This is a genomic window from Stenotrophomonas ginsengisoli (assembly GCF_001431485.1).
GTDB lineage: Bacteria > Pseudomonadota > Gammaproteobacteria > Xanthomonadales > Xanthomonadaceae > Stenotrophomonas > Stenotrophomonas ginsengisoli.
Genome location: NZ_LDJM01000018.1, coordinates 12,117 through 32,460 on the forward strand (window position 1 = coordinate 12,117; position 20,344 = coordinate 32,460).

General features: G+C 66.0%; 16 protein-coding genes. 5 read left to right on the forward strand and 11 right to left on the reverse strand.

All coding sequences use genetic code 11. The features are described 5' to 3' along the window. Nucleotides 1-33: 33 nt before the first annotated feature. From ABB30_RS07275 to ABB30_RS07295, 5 genes are all read right to left on the reverse strand, one after another. Nucleotides 34-1,254, reverse strand: a complete 1,221-nt coding sequence (locus ABB30_RS07275) for a cysteine desulfurase (protein ID WP_057637648.1) — start codon at nucleotides 1,252-1,254, stop codon at nucleotides 34-36. Beyond that, on the reverse strand, nucleotides 1,251-2,513 hold the full coding sequence (sufD, locus tag ABB30_RS07280) for a Fe-S cluster assembly protein SufD (RefSeq protein WP_057637649.1): 1,263 nt from the start codon (nucleotides 2,511-2,513) through the stop codon (nucleotides 1,251-1,253). Before sufD ends, ABB30_RS07275 begins: the two co-directional genes overlap by 4 nt. Next, the gene (sufC, locus tag ABB30_RS07285) at nucleotides 2,513-3,277 is read right to left on the reverse strand and encodes a Fe-S cluster assembly ATPase SufC (protein WP_057637650.1); all 765 of its coding nucleotides are present in this window, start codon (nucleotides 3,275-3,277) and stop codon (nucleotides 2,513-2,515) included. Before sufC ends, sufD begins: the two co-directional genes overlap by 1 nt. 66 nt (nucleotides 3,278-3,343) lie before the next feature. After that, nucleotides 3,344-4,819, reverse strand: coding sequence for a Fe-S cluster assembly protein SufB (gene sufB / locus ABB30_RS07290; RefSeq protein WP_057637651.1), 1,476 nt, complete (start codon nucleotides 4,817-4,819; stop codon nucleotides 3,344-3,346). 24 nt (nucleotides 4,820-4,843) lie between these two features. Next, nucleotides 4,844-5,293: an SUF system Fe-S cluster assembly regulator gene (locus ABB30_RS07295; protein WP_057637652.1), complete on the reverse strand. Its 450-nt coding sequence runs from the start codon at nucleotides 5,291-5,293 to the stop codon at nucleotides 4,844-4,846. Between the two features lie 230 nt (nucleotides 5,294-5,523). Between ABB30_RS07295 and ABB30_RS07300 the strand changes: the two genes are divergently transcribed. Further along, on the forward strand, nucleotides 5,524-5,991 hold the full coding sequence (locus ABB30_RS07300; protein ID WP_057637653.1) for an SET domain-containing protein: 468 nt from the start codon (nucleotides 5,524-5,526) through the stop codon (nucleotides 5,989-5,991). A 14-nt stretch (nucleotides 5,992-6,005) separates the two neighbouring features. On the opposite strand, the gene ABB30_RS07305 is transcribed toward ABB30_RS07300, so the two are convergent. Beyond that, complete coding sequence (locus ABB30_RS07305; RefSeq protein ID WP_057637654.1) at nucleotides 6,006-6,554, reverse strand: DUF1439 domain-containing protein; 549 nt, start codon at nucleotides 6,552-6,554, stop codon at nucleotides 6,006-6,008. Between the two features lie 153 nt (nucleotides 6,555-6,707). Further along, a complete protein-coding gene (locus ABB30_RS07310; RefSeq protein ID WP_057637655.1) occupies nucleotides 6,708-7,106 on the reverse strand; it encodes an HU family DNA-binding protein in 399 nt (132 codons plus the stop codon). Nucleotides 7,107-7,394: 288 nt separating this feature from the next. On the opposite strand from ABB30_RS07310, the gene ABB30_RS07315 reads away from it, so the two are divergent. Then, nucleotides 7,395-9,050: an amidohydrolase gene (locus ABB30_RS07315; protein WP_057637656.1), complete on the forward strand. Its 1,656-nt coding sequence runs from the start codon at nucleotides 7,395-7,397 to the stop codon at nucleotides 9,048-9,050. A gap of 98 nt (nucleotides 9,051-9,148) precedes the next feature. Here the strand turns inward: ABB30_RS07315 and ABB30_RS07320 are convergent, their stop codons facing one another. Next, nucleotides 9,149-10,006, reverse strand: a complete 858-nt coding sequence (locus tag ABB30_RS07320) for a PhzF family phenazine biosynthesis protein (protein ID WP_057637657.1) — start codon at nucleotides 10,004-10,006, stop codon at nucleotides 9,149-9,151. A gap of 139 nt (nucleotides 10,007-10,145) precedes the next feature. Here ABB30_RS07320 and ABB30_RS07325 point away from each other — a divergent pair, with 139 nt between their 5' ends. From ABB30_RS07325 to murD, 3 genes are all read left to right on the forward strand, one after another. Then, nucleotides 10,146-12,755 carry a bifunctional aspartate kinase/diaminopimelate decarboxylase gene (locus ABB30_RS07325; protein ID WP_057637658.1) on the forward strand — a complete coding sequence of 870 codons (2,610 nt, stop codon included), beginning with the start codon at nucleotides 10,146-10,148 and terminating at the stop codon, nucleotides 12,753-12,755. Between the two features lie 86 nt (nucleotides 12,756-12,841). Continuing rightward, a complete protein-coding gene (gene murL / locus ABB30_RS07330) occupies nucleotides 12,842-14,194 on the forward strand; it encodes a UDP-N-acetyl-alpha-D-muramoyl-L-alanyl-L-glutamate epimerase (protein WP_057637659.1) in 1,353 nt (450 codons plus the stop codon). Beyond that, nucleotides 14,175-15,578 (forward strand): UDP-N-acetylmuramoyl-L-alanine--D-glutamate ligase, encoded by a 1,404-nt coding sequence (gene murD, locus ABB30_RS07335; RefSeq protein WP_057637778.1) that lies wholly within the window; start codon nucleotides 14,175-14,177, stop codon nucleotides 15,576-15,578. The genes murL and murD overlap by 20 nt, the downstream gene beginning before the upstream one ends. A gap of 26 nt (nucleotides 15,579-15,604) precedes the next feature. Here the strand turns inward: murD and ABB30_RS07340 are convergent, their stop codons facing one another. From ABB30_RS07340 to ABB30_RS07350, 3 genes are all read right to left on the reverse strand, one after another. Continuing rightward, nucleotides 15,605-15,985: a response regulator gene (locus tag ABB30_RS07340; protein WP_057637660.1), complete on the reverse strand. Its 381-nt coding sequence runs from the start codon at nucleotides 15,983-15,985 to the stop codon at nucleotides 15,605-15,607. A gap of 124 nt (nucleotides 15,986-16,109) precedes the next feature. Next, complete coding sequence (locus tag ABB30_RS07345; RefSeq protein ID WP_161808844.1) at nucleotides 16,110-16,475, reverse strand: response regulator; 366 nt, start codon at nucleotides 16,473-16,475, stop codon at nucleotides 16,110-16,112. A 118-nt stretch (nucleotides 16,476-16,593) separates the two neighbouring features. Continuing rightward, nucleotides 16,594-20,337: a CheR family methyltransferase gene (locus ABB30_RS07350; protein ID WP_083489754.1), complete on the reverse strand. Its 3,744-nt coding sequence runs from the start codon at nucleotides 20,335-20,337 to the stop codon at nucleotides 16,594-16,596. Nucleotides 20,338-20,344 lie beyond the last annotated feature (7 nt).

Consider the following 20,344-nt stretch of genomic DNA (forward strand, 5'->3'; position numbering starts at 1 on the left):
CAGCCGCCCGTAGGCCGCTGCCGGTTGGCCGGCTCAGCCCAGCAGGCGACGCACCTTGGTCAGCGCGGCCATGAAGGCCTCGATTTCCTCGTGCGTGTTGTAGAAGGCCAGCGAGGCGCGGCAGGTGGCCGCTACCCCGTAGTACTGCAGCAGCGGATGGGCGCAGTGCTGACCCGAACGCACGGCCACGCCTTCCAGGTCCAGCAGGGTGGCCAGGTCATGGGCATGGGCACCGTCGATCAGGAAGCTGACCACCGCGGCCTTGTCCTTGGCGGTGCCGATCAGGCGCAGGCCGTCGACCTTTCCCAGCTCCTCGGTGAAGTGCGCGAGCAGTTGCGCTTCGCGGGCCTGCACCTGGTCCAGACCGAGGCTGGTCAGGTAGTCGGCGGCCACGCCCAGGCCGATGAAGCCAGCGATGTTGGGCGTGCCGGCCTCGAACTTGTGCGGGGCATCGTTGAAGGTGGTGCCTTCAAACGACACTTCCTTGATCATCTCGCCACCGCCCAGAAAAGGCGGCATCGCCTGCAGGTGCTCGCGACGGGCCCACAGCGCGCCGGTGCCGGTCGGGCCGCAGACCTTGTGGCCGGTGAAGGCGTAGAAGTCGCAGCCAATGGCGGCCACGTCCACCGCCATGTGCGGCACGGCCTGGGAGCCATCGACCACGGTGGCTATGCCGCGCTTGCGCGCCAGCTTGCAGATCTCGCGCACCGGGTTGATGGTGCCCAGCACGTTGGAGACATGGGCAATGGCCAGCAGCTTGACCCGGCCATCCAGGGCCTTGCCCAGCGCGTCCATGTCCAGCGAGCCATCGGGCAGCAGCTCGGCCACGCGGATGGTGGCACCGGTGCGCTGGGCCACCAGCTGCCAGGGCACGATGTTGGCATGGTGCTCCATGCGCGAGACTACGATCACATCGCCGGCGGCCAGGCGCGGCAGGGCCCAGCTGTAGGCCACCAGGTTGATCGCGAAGGTGGTGCCGCTGCACAGCACCAGCTCGTCGCTGCGCACGTTGAGCAGGCGGGCCAGGGTGGCGCGCGCGCCCTCGTAGGCGTCGGTGGCCTCGCTGCCCAGCGCATGCACGGCGCGGCTGACATTGGCGTTGTAACGGCGGTAGAAATCATCCACTGCCTCGATCACCGCCGCCGGCTTCTGCGCGGTGTTGGCGTTGTCGAAGTAGACCAGCGGCTTGCCGTGTACCTGGCGGGTCAGCAGCGGGAAGTCGCTGCGGACCTGGGTCCAGTCGATGCTGCTCATGCCATGCCAGCCTTTTCCAGCGCGGCCTGCACATAGCCGTCCAGGGCCTGGCGCAGCGGCGGGCTCAGGGCCTTGAGCGGCTCCACGCAGAACGCCGCCGAGAGCATGGCCTGCGCTGCAGTGGCCGGGATGCCGCGCGAGCGCAGGTAGAACAGGGCGTTCTGGTCGAGCTGGCCAACGGTGGCGCCGTGGGCGGCCTGGACCTCGTCGGCGTCGATCACCAGCACCGGCTGGGTATCGATCTCGGCATTGGCCGAAAGCAGCAGGTTCTTGTTGGACAGGTTGGCATTGGTGCCGTCGGCACCGGCACGGATCGCAATGCCGCCGTGGAACACCACGCGCGAACGCTCCGCACCCACGCCGCGCCAGAGCAGCTCGCAGCTGGTGTCGCGGGCGATGTGTTCGATGCCCAGGCGGGTATCGATATGGCGGCGGCCACTGCCCAGCAGCACACCGTTGGCGGTGAGCTGGGCGTTGTCGCCTTCCAGGCGGGCATTGAGTTCGTGACGGCTCAGGGCTGCGCCCAGTTCCAGGTCCACACGGTTGTAGCCCGCATCACGGGCCAGCACGGCGTCGGTGCGCAGGAAGCTGGTCAGGCCGTCGCCCTGGGCCTGCACGCGGGCATGTTCGAGCACCGCACCGCTGGCCAGGTGGACATGGATCAGCTGGTTGACCAGGTGCTTGGCGTTGCCGCTCTGCAGGTGGTGTTCGACCACGCTCAGGCTGGCGCCGGTGCGCAGTTCAATCAGGTGACGCAGGTGCCAGGCCTGTTCGGCGGCCTCGCCCTGAGCCACGAACACCAGGTGCAGCGGTGCTTCGGCGACGATGTTGTCATCGACCTTGATCACCACACCCTCGTTGGCCAGGGCGCCGTTGAGGCGGGCAAACACCTCCTCGGCCTTGTCATAGCGACGGGCCAGGAAGCGGGCATTGTCCTCGCCGCTGGCCAGCAGGCTGGACAGCGACTGCACGCTGACCCCGGCCGGCAGGCCGGTCAGGTCCGAGGCGCCGGTATCGAGCTGGCCGTTGACCAGGACCAGGCGCGGGGCCGGGATGTCGGCCAGCAGGGCGGCATCGGCCAGCGGCTGGGCGGGGCCGGGCACAGCGAAGCTGCGGCGTTCCAGGGCCTTGAGCGGGGTGTACTTCCAGGCTTCGTTGCGGGCACCGGGCAGGCCGGCGGCCAGCGTGGCGTCAAGCTCGGCACGGCGCGCGTCGCTGCCGTTGAAGCCTTCGGCCAGGGAGGTGAGCAGGGCGGTCATTACTTGGCAGCCTCGCGCACGACACGGTCCTTGAGGAAGTCGTAACCGTGGGCTTCCAGCTCCAGGGCCAGCTCCGGGCCGCCGGTCTTGACGATCTTGCCATCAGCCAGCACGTGCACCACGTCCGGCTTGATGTAGTCCAGCAGGCGCTGGTAGTGGGTGATCACCAGGAACGAACGCTCCGGGCTGCGCAGGGCATTGACGCCATCGGCCACACTCTTCAGCGCGTCGATGTCCAGGCCCGAGTCGGTTTCATCCAGGATGGCCAGCTTGGGTTCGAGCACGGCCAGCTGGAAGATCTCGTTGCGCTTCTTCTCGCCACCGGAGAAGCCTTCATTGACGCCACGGTGCAGCAGTTCGTCCTTCAGGTGCAGCACGGCCAGCTTCTGCCGCACCAGCTTGAGGAACTGCATCGAATCCAGTTCCTCCTCGCCACGGGCCTTGCGCTGGGCATTGAGCGCGGCGCGCAGGAAGTAGGTGTTGTTGACCCCGGCAATTTCCACCGGGTACTGGAAGGCCAGGAACAGGCCGGCGGCGGCGCGCTCTTCCGGCTCCAGTTCCAGCAACTCGGCATCGGCGAACTGCACGGTGCCTTCGGTGACCTCATAGCCGTCACGGCCGGCCAGCACGTTGCCCAGGGTGGACTTGCCGGCGCCGTTGGGGCCCATGATGGCGTGCACTTGCCCCGGCTTCACTTCCAGGCTCAGGCCCTTGAGGATTTCCTTGTCACCGATGCGGGCGTGGAGGTTTTCGATCTTCAACATGATGTTTTTTCCGTGTGGCGGCCGCAGCCGCGCAGATAAGGGCAGGGGAAGGCGGGGCGAGCAGGCTCAGCCGACCGAACCTTCCAGTGACACGTCCAGCAGCTTCTTGGCCTCGACGGCGAACTCCATCGGCAGCTCGCGGAAGACCTGCTTGCAGAAGCCGTCCACGATCAGCGATACCGCGTCTTCCTCGGCAATGCCGCGCGAGCGGCAGTAGAACAGCTGGTCATCGCTGATCTTGGAGGTGGTGGCCTCGTGCTCGACGGTGGCGGTGGGGTTGCGCACCTCGATGTAAGGGAAGGTGTGGGCGCCGCACTGCTTGCCGATCAGCAGGGAGTCGCACTGGGTGTAGTTGCGTGCCCCTTCGGCGCCACGGTCCATCTTGACCAGGCCGCGGTAGGTGTTCTGGCCACGCCCGGCGCTGATGCCCTTGGAGACGATCTTGCTCTTGGTGCGCTTGCCGATGTGGATCATCTTGGTGCCGGTATCGGCCTGCTGGCGGTGGTGGGTCAGGGCCACCGAGTGGAACTCGCCGGAGGAGTCATCGCCCAGCAGCACGCAGGACGGGTACTTCCAGGTGATGGCCGAGCCGGTTTCCACCTGGGCCCAGGTCACCTTGGAGCGGGCGCCACGGCACTCGGCACGCTTGGTCACGAAGTTGTAGATGCCGCCCACGCCGTTCTCGTCACCCGGGTACCAGTTCTGCACCGTGGAGTACTTGATCTCGGCATCTTCCAGGGCCACCAGCTCGACCACCGCAGCGTGCAGCTGGTTCTCATCGCGCATCGGCGCGGTGCAGCCTTCCAGGTAGGAGACGTAGCCCTTGTCCTCGCAGATCAGCAGGGTGCGCTCGAACTGGCCGGTGTTGCTGGCGTTGATGCGGAAATAGGTACTCAGTTCCATCGGGCAGCGCACGCCCTTGGGAATGAACACGAAGCTGCCATCGGAAAACACGGCCGAGTTCAGTGCGGCGAAGTAGTTGTCGCCCACCGGTACCACCGAGCCCAGGTACTTGCGTACCAGCTCCGGGTGGTCATGGATGGCTTCGGAGATGGAGCAGAAGATGATGCCCTTCTCGGCCAGCTCCTCGCGGAAGGTGGTGCCCACGGAGACCGAGTCGAATACCGCATCCACGGCCACGCCGGCCAGTTTGGCGCGCTCGTGCAGCGGCACGCCCAGTTTGTCGTAGGTGTCCAGCAGCTCCTTGGGCACGTCATCCCAGGACTTGTACTTCGGGCCCTTCGGCGCGGAGTAATAGCTCAGGGCCTGCAGGTCGATCGGGGCGATCTCCAGCTTGGCCCAGTCCGGCTGGTCCATGGTCAAAAAGTGACGGTAGGCCTCCAGACGCCACTGGGTCATCCACTCCGGCTCGTTCTTCTTGGCCGACAGGGCACGGATGGTGTCTTCGTTCAAACCCGGCGGCAGGGATTCCGATTCGATGTCGGTGACAAAACCGGCGTCGTACTTGCGGCCCAGCTGCTCGTGGATTTCGCGATTGGAGGTGTCGGCGACAATGCCGGCGTCAGGAGATTCGGTGGCCATGGGGGCTGCCTACTTACGGTGTTGTCAGGAAACCAGCGCGGCGCTGATCGAGCGCGCGGCCGGGGTGTCAGGGGTGGGCTGAAGCATCTGCGCCAGGGTGACGCTGCGCAGGGCATCGGCCAGTACATCGTTGATCAGGCGCCACTGGCTGCGCACGCCACACTGGTGGGCAATACCGCAGTTGTTGTGGTCCTGGCTGCATTCGGTGATGGCCAGCGGGCCTTCCATCGCCTGTACCACTTCGATCAGGCTGATGGCCTGGGCGTCACGGGCCAGGCGATAACCACCATTGACTCCGCGCAGGCCCACCACCAACCCGGCCTGGGCCAGCGGCTTGAGCAGTTTGGCCACGGTGGTGGCCTCCAGCCCGGCCGCTTCGGCCAGTTCGGTGGCGCTGAGCACCTGGCCCGGCCGTGCGGCAAGCACGGTCAGCACCACGGTGGCGTAGTCAGTGAGCTTGGTGACGCGCAGCATCGCCGATCACAGGAAAGGTTCAAAGGGGACTGAAATTGTACGCTTTGTGTGCCGGGGCTCCAAGTCAGCCCGGGGTGATGGGTTCAGGCGGCGGCAGTGGATGTGCCCAGGCTGGCCGCAAGTACTGCCTGTGCGGGTGTTTGCCAGCCCATGGCCGGGGCGGGGCTGGGCGTGGGCACAGCGATCAAGCAGAATCACCCCACACCCATTGACCAACCGGCACCCAACTCATGCCCTTGAAGATCCGGCAGCGCAAATCCAGCATCCATGGCAATGGCGTCTTTGCGGTGGCCGACATCGCCCAGGGCGAGCGCATCATCGAGTACAAGGGCGAGCTGCGCAGCCATGCCGATGTCGATGCCGGTGAGGCCGGGGACGTGGAAAGCGGCCACACCTTCCTGTTCACCCTCAACGATGAGTGGGTGATCGACGGCACCCGCAAGGGCAATGTCGCGCGCTGGATCAACCACAGCTGCGCCCCCAACTGCGAGGCGCTGATCGTGGAGCATGACGGCGATGACCGCCGCCGCGACCAGGTGGTGATCGAGGCGCTGCGTCCGATCGCCGTAGGCGAGGAGCTGACCTACAACTACGGCATCCGCCTGGCCGAGCGTCATACCGAGCGGCTGAAGAAGATCTGGGCCTGCCGCTGCGGCGCACCCAACTGCACCGGCACCATGCTCCAGCCCAAGCGCTGAGTCTTGCGGCCGGCTCAGCGCGCCATGCGCACGCGCAGCCAGCCGTTCTCGATCTGCAGCGAATCCACCCCGGCAGCCATCGCCGCATAGGCGGCAGGCAGGGTGTAGACCGGCTGCTGGCTGGCATAGCTGGCCAGTACCTGGTTGATCATCTGCGCGGTCTGCGCATCCACCGGCACGCTGCGCCCATCGGCCAGGGTGAAGCCGATCAGCTGCGGCTGTTCCAGGTACACCGCGCCCTTGTGCGGATCCAGGCGCAGCTTGCTCGACACCTGGGCACGGCCCAGATCGCTGCGCTGGCCCAGGCTCAGGGTGCTGATGTCCACTGCCAGTTGGGCGCGGTCATCGAGCAGCTGCAGTTCCGGGCGCTGCAGGGACACCTCCAGTACGCCCTCGATCAGTGCCTGCTGCCAGGGGAACTGCTGCTGCAGGTGCGGGGTGATCTGCTCGATGCCGACACTGAAACCATCATCGTGGCGTTGCAGGGCCGCACTGGCGGTGCCGGCCAGGCCCAGGCTGGTGGCAGCCAGTACGGTGTACAGCAGCATCGAAGGCAGGCGCATGGCATCAGATCTCGGATGGGGGTAGCCCATCGTGACCGATGCGGCAGGGGCAGGGGAACATGCCTGCGGTGCGGCGCGCAGCTGCGGTTCAACTGGCGCAAAAAAAACGGGACGGCCTGAGCCGTCCCGTTGGGCACGTTGCTGATCAGAAGATCAGAGCGCGGCGTCCTTGAGCTTCTTCAGCGGGCGCACCTTGATCTTGGTGGTGGCCGGCTTGGCAGCAAAGACCTGCTCTTCCTTGGTGAACGGGTTGATGCCCTTGCGCTTGGGCTTGGCCGGCACGTGCACGGTGGTGATCTTCATCAGGCCCGGCAGGGTGAAGCTGCCTGCGCCCTTCTTGTGCACCGATGCGGTGACGGTGGCTTCCAGGGCGGCGAGCACGCCACGCACGTCCTTGGCAGCGACGCCGGTGGTTTCGGCAAGGTGGGCGACCAGACCGGACTTGGTCAGGGCTTCCTTGATCGGCTTGATGGTGGCCGGCTTGGCGGCAACCTTGGTTGCGGCCTTCTTTACTGCCTTCTTCGGGGCAGCCTTGCTGACAGTCTTTGCCATTTTTTCCTGATCCGTGAACGGTTGGGTTGTTAGGTCTGCCGACCCCGTCGGCAATCGAAATGTAGGGCAATCAGGCAGCCGCGCCAATAGGGGGAATGGTTTTTATCGGCAAAAAGATCGGGTTTTTGCTACTTGGGGGGCATTTCAGCGCGACCGGCAAGCACCAGCGTGCTGCGTCAGGGCGTCCGGCAAGGGTCGGCGCTGTGGCAGGCAGGCGCGCAGCTGGCATAGTGGGGCACTGACCGTGTTGATGAGCCTGGGGGTGATGTGATGCAACGTAACGGCTTGATGTGTGGCGCTGTGGGTGCGCTGTTGTTTTCCTCGGCGGCCGCTGCCCAGGTGCAGCTGGTCAGTGCCGGGCAGATCGTGACCGGTGATCCGCAGCAGGTCCAGGTGCAGGCCATGGTGGTCGATGCCGACAGTGGCCGGGTGCTGGCCCTGGGTCAGCGCGAGCCGCTGCAGGCGCAGTATCCGCAGGCCAGCCTGCTGGACCTGGGCACGGCCACCATCGTGCCGGGGCTGATCGATGCCCATGCCCATCTGGTCAACCTGGGCCACATCCTGAGCGAAGCCAACCTGTGGGGCGTGGACAGCAAGGCCGAGGTCATCGCCCGCCTGCAGGCCGCCGAGAAGACCCTGGCCCCGGGGCAGTGGCTGATCGGCCGCGGCTGGGACCAGAACCTGTGGCCGGAAAAGGCCTTCCCGACGGCGGCCGATCTGGATGCGGCTTTTCCCGAACGCCCGGTGTACCTGGACCGTGTGGATGGTCATGCGGCGTGGGTCAACTCGGCCGCGCTGCGCCTGGCCCAGCAGCAGGGGCGCTCGCTGGCCGGGGACTGGCAGCCGGAGGGCGGACGCATCGAACGTGATGCCAAGGGCCAGCCCAGCGGCGTGCTGGTGGACGCGGCCTCGGCCCTGGTCGCCGCGCATATCCCGGCCCACGCGCCGGCCGAACTGGACCGTCGCCTGGGCCAGGCTCTGGCCGTGGCCGTGGCCAATGGCCTGACCGGCGTGCATGACATGGGCGTGTCGCGCGATGAGCTGGCGCGGTTCGCGCGCTTTGCCGATGCCGGCAAGCTGCCGCTGCGCATCGATGCCTACGCCGATGGGGACGGGCAGGCGCTGGCCGACCTGTGTGCCAACGGCCTGTACCGCCATGCCGGTGGCCGCCTGCAGATGCGCGGGGTGAAGCTGTTTGTCGATGGCGCACTGGGCAGCCGTGGTGCGGCGATGCTGGCGCCCTACAGCGATGACCCGCACAACCATGGCCTGCTGATGATGACGCCGGACGAGCATCTGGCCGCCAGCCGCAAGGCCGCCGCCTGCGGGGTGCAGGTGGCCAGCCATGCCATCGGTGACCGTGGCAACCGCCTGGTGCTGGACAACTACCAGAGCGTGCTGGCTGGCCATACGGGGCAGGACCTGCGCTGGCGCGTGGAGCATGCCCAGGTGCTGGCCGAGGCCGATATCGCGCGCTTTGGCCAGTTGGGCGTGATTGCCTCGATGCAGCCCACCCATGCCACCTCGGACATGGGCTGGGCGCAGGATCGGGTCGGTGCCGAGCGGATCAAGGGGGCCTATGCCTGGCAGCGCCTGGCCGACAGTGGTGCGCATCTGGCCCTGGGCTCGGATTTTCCGGTGGAGCAGGTGGACCCGCGTCTGGGCCTGCAGGCGGCGGTGACCCGTCAGGATGGCCAGGGCCTGCCGGCCGGTGGCTGGTATGCCGACCAGCGTCTGAGCCCGGCCCAGGCCCTGGCCGGCTTCACCAGCGGCGCCGCTTATGCCGGCTTCGGAGAGCTGGAGGTGGGCATGCTGCGCCAAGGCCTGCGCGCCGATTTCGTGGTGCTGGACGGCAACCCGTTGCAGGTCGACGGCAAGGCGCTGTCGCAGCTGAAGGTGCTGGCCACCTGGGTGGACGGGGTGCCGGTGTACCAGGCCGAGTAAGCCTGCCGCGCCGGGTAGCGCTGCGTATGGCGCATGCAACAAGGCCAGCCTGGAGGCTGGCCTTGTTGCTGTGTGGCTGGGTCAGGTGCGTGCAGGCTTCACCACTGCAGTTGGCCGTTGACCACCGGCTGCACGCTGCCGCCGATCCAGACCTCGCCCTTTGCGTCGATCTGCACATGTACCTGGCCATTGCGGCCGCGTTCGCGGCCCTGGCTGGCCAGGTACTGGCTGCCCGGCTTCAATTCGCCGCTCTCCAGCAGGGCGGCGGCCACCAGGGCATTGGCACTGCCGGTGACCGGGTCCTCGTTGACGCCGACCCCGGGGGCGAAGGCTCGCACCACGTACTGGTAACCCACGTCCGGGCGGTCTGCCGGGGCGTACACGGCCAGCTTGCCCTTGCCCGGCAGGGCCGCGATGGCGGCCAGCTCGGGCGCATAGCGGCGCAGTTCGGCTTCGCTGCGCGCGCGCAGCAGCCACCAGTCCGGGCCGTTGTTCCACAACGCCGGGGCATGCGCCGGATGGGCCAGTGCGGCCAGGCCCGGGGGCAGGGCCTCCAGCGCGGTGGGCAGGCGGCTGGCCTGCGGGCTGCGCACATGCAGCTGGCGGAACCAGCGGCTGCCCACCACCCGCACCGGCAGCAGACCGGCGCCGCATTGCTGGATCAGCTGGCGCGCATCGTCCGGTTCGGCCAGGCCCAGCTCCACCGCCGCCCAGGCCGCACCGACACTGGGGTGGCCGGCAAAGGGCAGTTCCTGCACCGGGGTGAAGATGCGCACCTGGTAGCTGGCGCCGTCATCGGCCGGCAGCAGGAAGGCGGTTTCGGACAGGTTGAACCAGGCGGCAATGGCCTGCATCGCGGCACTGTCCAGGCCGTCGCAATCGGCCACCACGGCCAGCGGATTGCCCTGTCCGGCGCGTTCGCTGAAGACATCCAGTTGCAGGTAGCGGCGTTGCATGGGGGCGATTCTCGAAAATGCGGGGTCGAGCAGCTTAACGTGGAGGCGCAGGATCGGTCAGGGCCGCGGGCATTGGCATAGAATCGGCGGCAAGGTGCGCAATGCACCGATCGTGTCCCCTGATCCCCTACAGGTATTTATGTCTGTTCTTCCCCAAGGCGACCGCTGGGTCGTGCTCAAGTTTGGTGGCACTTCGGTGTCGCGTCGTCATCGTTGGGGCACGATCGGCAAACTGGCAAAAAAACGCGCGGACGAAACCGGTGGCCGCATCCTGGTGGTGGTCTCGGCCCTGTCCGGGGTCACCAACGAACTGATGGCCATCACTGCCGGCGCTGATGACAGCGCGCAGCGGGTGGCGGCCCTGGTTGCCCGTCACCGTGATTTCTGCCTGGAGCTGGGGTTGGACCCGGCGGCGGTGCTGGGCGAGCGCCTGGCGGCGCTGGAAGGGCTGCTCGATGATCCGCGTGCGGCCAGCCTGGCTGTGGACTGGCAGGCCGAGGTGCTGGCCCAGGGTGAGCTGCTCTCCTCCACCCTTGGTGCGGCCTACCTGTCCGGCCCGCGCGGGCTGGATTTTGGCTGGATGGACGCGCGCCAGTGGCTCATCGCCGCGCCGGCCGGGGAAAACCAGAGCGAATGGTCGCGCCGTCTCAGCGTCAACTGCCAGTGGCAGGGTGATGCCGGCTTCAAGGGCCGCTTCGATGCCCAGCCCAGCCGCATGCTGATCACCCAGGGCTTCATCGCTGCCCATCCCGAGGGCGGCACCGCCGTGCTCGGCCGCGGGGGCTCGGATACTTCGGCCGCTTATTTCGGCGCCTTGCTCAAGGCCTCGCGGGTGGAAATCTGGACCGACGTGCCGGGCATGTTCTCGGCCAACCCGAAGGATGTGCCCGACGCGCGCCTGCTGACCCGGCTGGATTATTACGAGGCCCAGGAAATTGCCACCACCGGGGCCAAGGTGCTGCACCCGCGTGCGATCAAGCCGTGCCGTGATGCCGGGGTGCCGCTGGCCATCCTGGACACCGAGCGCCCGCACATGCCCGGCACCCGCATCGACGGCCTGGCCGCGGCGGTGCCCGGGGTCAAGGCGATCAGCCGTCGCAACGGCATCGTACTGGTGTCCATGGAAGGCATCGGCATGTGGCAGCAGGTCGGCTTCCTGGCCGATGTGTTTGCCCTGTTCAAGAAACACGGGTTGTCGGTGGACCTGATCGGTTCGGCCGAAACCAATGTCACCGTCTCGCTGGATCCGTCCGAAAACCTGGTCAATACCGACGTGCTCAACGCGCTGTCGGCCGATCTGGCGCAGATCTGCAAGGTCAAGGTGATCGTGCCGTGTGCGGCCATTACGTTGGTCGGTCGCGGCATGCGTTCGTTGTTGCACAAACTCTCCGATGTCTGGGCCACTTTTGGTAAAGAACGCGTACACATGATCAGCCAGTCCTCCAACGACCTGAACCTGACCTTCGTCATCGACGAGGCGGCCGCCGACGGCCTGCTGCCGGTGCTGCACGAGGAGCTGATTGATTCGGGCGCGCTGCCGGTCAACAAGGGCGAGGTGTTCGGCGTGCGCTGGCGCGAGATCGCCGGTGGCATCCGCCCGCGCCAGACCCCGTGGTGGAAGGGCCAGCGCGAGAAGCTGCTGGCCATGGCCTGGGAGGGCACCCCGCGTTACGTCTACCACCTGCCCACCGTGCGTGCGCGGGCACGCTCGCTGGCCGCGATCGGTGCGATCGACAAGCGCTACTACGCAATCAAGGCCAACCCGCACCCGGCCATCCTGCGCACCGTGGTGGAGGAGGGCTTCGGCCTGGAGTGCGTGTCGCTGGGCGAGATCCGCCATGTGCTGGCTTCGGTGCCGGGGCTGACCCCGCAGCAGGTGCTGTTCACCCCCAGCTTTGCCCCGCGCAGCGAGTACACCGAGGCCCTGGGCCTGGGCGTGACCGTGACCCTGGACAATGTCGAGCTGCTGCAGCGCTGGCCGGACATCTTCCGCGGCCGCCAGGTGTGGCTGCGCATCGACCTGGGCCGTGGCGATGGCCACCATGCCAAGGTCACCACCGGCGGCAAGGATTCCAAGTTCGGCCTGCCCACCGCGCGGGTGGAGGAATTCGTGCGCCTGGCCGGCGAGCTGGATGTGCGCATTGTCGGCCTGCATGCCCACCTGGGCAGCGGCGTGGGCAACCGCGAGCACTGGAAGCTGATGTATGACGAGCTGGCCGGCTTTGCCCGCCGCATCGGCTCGGTGCGCACCATCGACATCGGTGGCGGCCTGCCCATCCCCTACAGCGCCGATGACGAGCCGTTCGACCTGGTCGACTGGGCCGAGGGCCTGGACGAGCTCAAGCGCGTGCACCCGCAGTTCGGCCTGATCATCGAGCCGGGCCGTTTCATCGCTGCCGAATGCGGCGTGCTGCTGTCCTCGGTCACCCAGGTGGTGGAGAAGGAGGGCGTGCGCCGCGTCGGTCTGGATGCCGGCATGCACACCCTGATCCGCCCGGCGCTGTATGACGCCTGGCACGACATCGACAACCTGACCCGCCAGGGCGGCTATGCCGATGCCGAGTTCGACGTGGTCGGGCCGATCTGCGAGTCCTCCGACATTTTCGGCCGGGGGCGTAAACTGCCGGCTTCCACCGCACCGGACGATGTGATCGTGATCAGCGATGCCGGTGCCTACGGCTATTCGATGGCCAGCCACTACAACAACCGTGGTCTGCCGGCCCAGGACATCCTGGATGATGTGCCGTAAGCCGCGCGCCACTGCCACCGTTTTTCTTGCCCCAACCGGCCGGCCTGCGCGAAAACCGCGCGCCGTTTGATTTTTTCAGGTTGCCCATGACTGCTTTTGACAAACACCAGGTTGCCCGCTTCCGCTTCGTCCGCTGTGGGCTGGATCCGTCCAGTGGCGTGGCACAGCTGGTCTATGCCTTCGACGACGGCCCGGAGATGACCGAAACGGTGACCATCCCCGGTGCGCCGTTCACCCTTGATCCGGCCCGCGCCGAGGCGGCCCAGCGCGCTTTGCGCCTGCTGCACCTGATTGCCGGTGTCAGCTACTACAAGGCCGGTGTGCCGGCCCAGGTGGTGGTGGAGGGCTACGAGGTCGATGCCGACACCGCCGCCCTGGTGGAAAGCATCTACCTCAATGGTCTGGGCGAGTTTGCCTACCGCAACGGGCTGGACCTGCGCGGCCGCTTCAGCCTGCCGGCGGCCGGTACGGCCCCGGCGGCCCCGGTCATCGGCCTGGGCGCCGATGCCCTGGTGGCCATCGGTGGCGGCAAGGATTCGCTGGTTTCCATCGAGGCCCTGCGCCGCGCCGGGGTGGAGCAGACCATCACCTGGATCGGCGGTTCGCAGCTGATCCGGGCCTGTGCCGAGCGCACCGGCCTGGCCGTGCTCAACATCGGCCGCAGCCTGGCCCCGGAGCTGTTCGAACTCAACCAGCAGGGCGCCTGGAACGGGCATATCCCGGTCACCGCGGTGAACTCGGCCATCTTCGTGCTGGCTGCGGTGCTGCGCGGCAGCGGCCAGGTGGTGTTCTCCAACGAACGCTCGGCCAGCTACGGCAGCCAGATTCCCGGCACCGGCGAGGTCAACCACCAGTGGTCCAAGGGCTGGGCCTTCGAGCAGGCCTTCGGTGAGCATGTGGCCAACCATGTGGCCGCCGACCTGCAGTACTACTCGCTGCTGCGTCCGCTCTCCGAGCTGGCGGTAGCACGACAGTTCGCCCGCAACGACCATTACGACGCGCACTTTTCCAGCTGCAACCGCAATTTCCACATCCTCGGCGAGCGTCCGGTCAACCGCTGGTGCGGGGTCTGCCCGAAGTGCCACTTCGTGTTCCTGGCCCTGGCCCCGTTCATGCCCAAGACGCGTCTGGTGAGCATCTTCGGCCGCAACCTGCTCGATGACAGCAGCCAGATCCCCGGCTACGACGCCCTGCTCGAATACGGTGACCACAAGCCGTTCGAATGCGTGGGCGAGGGCCGCGAGTCGCGCGCGGCGATGGCCGCGCTGGCTGCCCGGGCCGAGTGGAACCAGGACACCATCGTGGCCCGTTTCAGCCAGCAGATTGCCCCGCAGCTGGACCCGGCTGCGCTGGCGTTGCCGCCGCAACTGGTACTGGACCGTGTCCACCGTATTCCTGCCGCGCTCTGGGACAAGGTCCGTGTTGATTTCACAGCTTGAAGGCATGGCCGTTGCCCTGTGGGGCTGGGGCCGTGAGGGCCGTGCGGCCTACCACGCCATCCGTGCGCAGTTGCCGGCGCAGCCGCTGACCCTGTTCTGCAGCCCGGCCGAGCTGGACCAGGCGCAGGCACTGGGCGATGCCCTGTTGACGGTGCGTACCGATGGCACGGCGCAGGCATTGGGCGCTTTTGCGCTGGTGATCAAGTCGCCGGGCATCAGCCCGTACAAGCCCGAGGCGCTGGCGGCACAGGCCGCCGGCACCCGCTTCATCGGTGGCAGCAGCCTGTGGTTTGCCGCCCATGCCAACGCGGACGGGGTGCTGGAAAACACCGTCTGCGTCACCGGGACCAAGGGCAAGAGCACCACCACCGCGCTGCTGGCGCACCTGCTGCGCGCCGGCGGCCACCGCACCGGCCTGGCCGGCAACATCGGCCTGCCGCTGCTGGAAGTGCTCGATCCGCAGCCGGCACCGGATTACTGGGCGGTGGAGCTGTCCAGTTACCAGACCGGTGAGGTCGGCCGTGCCGGCGTACGCCCGGCGGTGGCCATCGTGCTCAACATCTTCCCCGAGCATCTGGACTGGCACGGCAGCGAGCAGCGCTACATCGACGACAAGCTCAGCCTGGTCACGGCAGGGCACCCGCGCATCGCCGTACTCAACGCCGCCGATGTGCATTTGCAGGCGCTGCAACTGCCGCACAGCCAGGTGGTCTGGTTCAACCAGCCCGAGGGCTGGCACATGGTCGGCAGCGTGGTCCATCGCGGCAGCCAGGCCGTATTTGATACCGCCAACAGCCCGCTGCCCGGTGCCCACAACCGCGGCAACCTGTGCGCGGTGCTGGCTGCGATCGAGGCCATGGGCCTGGATGCGGTGGCGCTGGCACCGGCGGTGCAGTCCTTCCGCCCCTTGCCCAACCGCCTGCAGTGGCTGGGCCAGCGCGATGGCATCGGCTACGTCAACGACTCGATCAGCACCACGCCGCATGCCTCGCTGGCGGCGCTGGACTGCTTCGCCGGCTGGCGTATCGCCCTGCTGGTCGGTGGCCATGACCGTGGCCTGGACTGGCACGATTTTGCTGCCCACATGCAGCAGCAGGCGCCGCTGGAAATCATCACAATGGGCGCCAACGGCCCGCGCATCCATGCCTTGCTGCAGCCGCTGGCGGCCGGCCGTTTCGGCCTGCATGCCGCTGCGGATCTGGACGATGCGGTAAGGCTGGCGCGCCAGGCCCTGGGGGCGCAGGGTGGGGTGGTGCTGCTCTCGCCCGGTGCCCCGAGTTTCGGGGTCTACACCGATTATGTGGCGCGCGGCCGGCATTTCGCCGAGCTGGCCGGGTTTGACCCGGCCTTGATCAGCCAGATCCCCGGCCTCGGCGTAAATTGATTGTTGATAACGTAATGCGCAGGCGGTCAGTCGACCGCCTGCCAGACCATGGCCCGTTCCAGGGCGCGGTTGAAGTCGGCCAGGCTGAAGGGCTTTTCCAGGTGATAGATGCCGGGCTGGTCAATGGCCTGCTCGCTCATCGCCAGGCCGGACATGATCACCACGGGCAGCTCACGGTTGTCCTCGGTGGCGCGGATGGCCTTGATCAACTCATGACCGTTCATGCCCGGCATCATCAGATCGGTGAACAGTGCGGAGAAGCGCTGCTGTTCGGCCAGTGCCAGGGCCTGGCTGGAGCAATGCACCGCCACAGCTTGATAGCCGCTGTTGAGCAGCAGCATTTCGATCAGTTCGACCAGTTCGGGGTTGTCGTCGACGACCAGCACCGGGGGGATTGCGTTGGCCATGAGCCTCTCCTTCTGCATCCATGCAAATGGATTGAAAACGAGGCTTTAGGCTAGCCCCCCGGGCGGCAATGGGCAATGCCTGCCGGATAAGACCAAGGTCGGATCGGTAGCGGCCTGGAGAGGCCTATTCAGAGCGCACCAGTGGCCGGCGCAGGGTACGGTGGATCAGTTCGACCAGCTCGTTGCCGCCGAAGGGCTTGCGCAGGTAGTGGGTATTGCTGCTGTCCGGCAGCCAGTCGCCCAGCTCGATGCTGGACTGGCCGGAAATCAGGATCGCCGGAACCGCATGGTTGCCGGCGGTCTTGCGAATCTCGGTCAGCAGTTCCGGGCCGGACAGGTGCGGCATGCGGACATCGGAAAGCACCAGGTCAAAGCGTTGTTGCCGGGCCAGCATTGCGGCCTGCAGCGGAGAGGTGACTGCCGTCAGGCGGAAGCCTTCGCCTTCCAAAAGCAGTACCAGGAACTCCAGCAGGGGTTGGTTGTCGTCCACCAGCAGCACATGTGGTGCTGACGGGAGCGATGCAGCCTGATCCGGGTGCTGTCCGTTTTCCATGGTGCTCCTGGGGAAAACGGCGGCCTGGGGCCGCCGGTTGAATGTGATGATTATCTCAATTTTTATTGACAGGACGTGAAGGGATCTTCATCACGAAGGTGGTGTGCTTGGCATTGCTGTCCAGCGACAGGCTGCCTGCGTGCGCTTCGGCAATGCCCAGCGACAAGGGCAGCCCCAGGCCAGTGCCATGGCCGACATCCTTGGTGGTGTAGAACGGGGTGAACAGGCGCTCGGGGTGCTCGATGGCGCTGGTCAGGCCCGAATCACTGACCCTGAACATATAGTCGCCCTGGTGGATCTCGACCTGGATGTTGACCCAGCGTGGGCGGGGCAGGTTGGCCACATGCTGGATACCATTGCTGACCAGATTGACCAGCGCCTGGGCCAGCTCGAGTGGGTGGCCGAGCAGGGTCAGCTGGTCGGGGACGGCATCGTAGGTGACATCGACATTGTTCTCGCTGGCCATGGCCCGGGTCAGCTGCACCGTGTCCTGGATCAGGGTGTCGACGTGGACCACTTTCATCGTGGTGTCTTCATCCTTGCGTGCAAAGCGCAGCAGGCTGGAAATGATGCGGTCCATGCGGGTGACGGCATCGGCCTGGGCCTTGGCAATGCGGGCCACGCGACTGGCATCGGGTGGGCTGTTCCTGGCCTGGGCCTGCAGCTGTTCAGTACCCAGGCGCAGTGCAGACAGGGGGTTGTTGAGCTCGTGCGCCACCCCGGAAACCAGCATGCCGATATTGAAGATGCGGTTGGCGTGGATCGTGCTGATCTCGTGCTCGTGGTTCTGGATTGATGCCCGCTTGCGGTCGTCGATGTCCAGCAGCATCGCAATCAGGCCGCGCTCGCCCTGGGAAGAAGGGTTGCTGGCGGCATTGCACAGCATCCAGTGGTATCTGCCCTGTCCATCGCGCAGACGGAATTCGGCAGTGTGGCGTTCCTTGCTGCGGGGATCCATGCCCAGCACGCTGCGTGCCTGCTCGAGGTCCTGGTTGTGGATGCGGGCCAGAATATCCTCCAGCCCGATGCTCTGTCCTTCGCTGATGCCGAACAGCTGTTGCAGGTTGTCATCCAGCAGCAGCGCCTGCTCGCGGGTGTCGGGAATGTTGAGGTAACCGATGTTGAGCACGCCTTCGACCAGATCACGGTGCAGGCGGTTCTGCTGCTCGACCTGCAGCAGCTGTCGGGTATGGCTGATGTCATAAATGGTCATCACCACGCCGCGCACCTGTCCTTCGTGGTTGTAGTAAGGGAAGAACACCACCTGCAGCCATTGCTGCTCGCGCAGGTGCACATCGTGGCGCTGGATGCCGGCGTCACTCAGCACGTTGCGGCCCAGGCTGGAAATGTCCAGCCCGGCAAGGTTGGTGGCCAGGTCCTGGATCGGGCGGCCGATATCCTGCATACCCAGCGGAAAGTAACGACGCGAGGCCTCGGTATAGCGGCGGATGCACAGGCGCTCGTCAAGGAAGATCAGGGCGACGTCGGTGCTGGTGAGCAGGTTGGTGATGTCGTTGTTGGCATCGGTGAGCTGGCGGATTTTTTCTTCTAGCTCGGCGTTGACCGAATGCAACTCCTCGTTGACTGACTGCAGCTCCTCGTTGGTGCTCTGCAGCTCTTCGTTGCTGGAGAGCAACTCCTCGTTGGCGCTTTGCAGCTCCTCGTGGAAGGTTTCCTTGTCCTGTACCGATTCGCTGACGATCTGGCGCAGCTGGGCGTTTTCCTGCTCCAGCCGGGCCAGTCGCCCCAGCCCGCCGGTGCCGGACTGCAGGACGCTGAGCACATCGCGGGCATGTCGCAGCGGCCCGGGATGGAGATCGTGCGCCTGCCGGTTGCGGTCATCGGCCAGCATCTGCACCAGCACCGAGGGCTCGCGCTCGAAGGCGGTGGGCAAGCGTGAAAAACGCAGCTGGTCAAAGGCCAGCTTGCTGTCCTGGTTGCGGTAGGGATAGTCCCACTGGATCGGGGTGTCACTGTCCAGCGTTTCGGCCAGTCCGAGCTGGAGCAGGGCCTGCAGTTGCGGATCGGGCAGATGGGTATGCAGGTTCAGCCCCGGGCGTCCTGGTATCGCACGGCTGAAGATTTCACCGGTATGGCCGGTGAAATACTGTACTTCGCCATCTGCACGCACGATCAGGCTGTTGCCAGCCACCGTGGCGAAGGCCGCTTCAAATGCACCGCGCGCAACGGTCATCTGGTCAGGCTCGCGCTGTATCGCGGCCTGGCGGTGTGCAGGGGGCATGGCAATGGAACGGTTCAATTGCCAGCGGTCGCTGGCACTCAAGTGCACTCCGGCACGCTTGGCGAACATTTTCAGGCGCGTATCGACCTCGGCGAAGTATGGCTCAAGTCCGGCAGGGCCCTCACTCTCGCCCAGTACCAGTACGCCGCTTTCCTTCAAACCGAAATGGAAGTTGGAAATCACCTTGCGCTGCGCCTCAGGCCGCAGGTAAATCAACATGTTGCGGCAGAGCACCAGGTCCAGTGCATGCAACGGCGAATGCTTGAGCACGTTCTGTACGCTGAAGATGATCTTGCTGCGGATCTCGCTGACCACCCGCAGGCGGCCGAAATCCTCGCTGGCATTGACAAAGCCCTGCAGTTCGAAGCGGTTGATGAACGGCTGCAGGGTGCTGTATTCGTAGATGCCTTCAGCGGCGCGACGGATCGCATCCGGGTTCAGGTCGGTGGCGTAGATGCGGTATTCCTGCGCGGCATCCGTCTGCTCGACCAGCTTCTGCAGCAGCATGGCCAACGAATAGGCTTCTTCACCGGTGGAGCAGGCGCAGACCCATATCTTCAGCGGCTCGCTGCCGTTGCGTTCGAGCAGGTCCGGCAGGATCTTGCTTTCCAGCAGTTCGAATACCTGCGGGTTGCGGAAGAAGGAGGTCACGCCGATCATCAGGTCGGTGAACAGTGCCCGCAGCTCATGCCCGCCCTGGCGGAGGATCTGGTGGTATTGATCGATGGTGGTCAGCCCCAGACGGCGCATGCACTGGGTGATGCGGCGGTCGATGGTGCCGATCTTGTAGGCATTCAGATCCAGGTCGAAGTTGGCCCGCATCAGCTCGAAGATGCCGGCATACGGGTTGATGTCATTGCCTGGCTGACTGTCACGTTCGGTGTACAGCAGGGTCAGTGGATCGGTGTCCAGGTAGCCGTCGGGGGTGGCGGGCTTGCACATGCCGTTGTCCAGCCAGGCAGCAATGCGTGCCGGGATCAGGCGTGGCGGCTGTACCTCGTCATAGCAGCCGGCGTTGATCACCGACAGCGGCATGCCGTCGAATTTGGCATCGGACAGCTGCTGCACCAGTACATAGCCGCCATGTTCATGCACCGCACGACAGCCGGCGGTGCCGTCACTGCCGGTGCCGGAGAGCAGGACCACGCAGGTATCGATCGGATCGGCACGCCGGGTCAGTGATTCCAGGAACACGTCGATGGTGAAGTAAGGGCGTTCGGACTCATCACGGGTAATGGACTTGACCGTGTGCCCGTCGAGCATGATCTGTGTGCCGGGCTGGATCACATGGATGTTGTGCGTCTTGAGCTCCAGGCCATCGTGCAGCTCATGCACCGGCTGGCTGGTATGCGATTGCAGCAGGCTGACCAGCTCGCTGCGGTAGGCCGGGGACAGGTGCTGGATCACCACGGTGGCGACGCCCAGATCGCCCGGATAGGCGTCCAGGATTTCACTGATCGGGCCCAGGCCACCGGCACTGGCGGCGATCACCACCAGCGGCAATGGGGCTGGGGCAGTGTTGCTTGCTGCAACAGGTGGCATCTGCTGGTTGGGCATGGGGCGG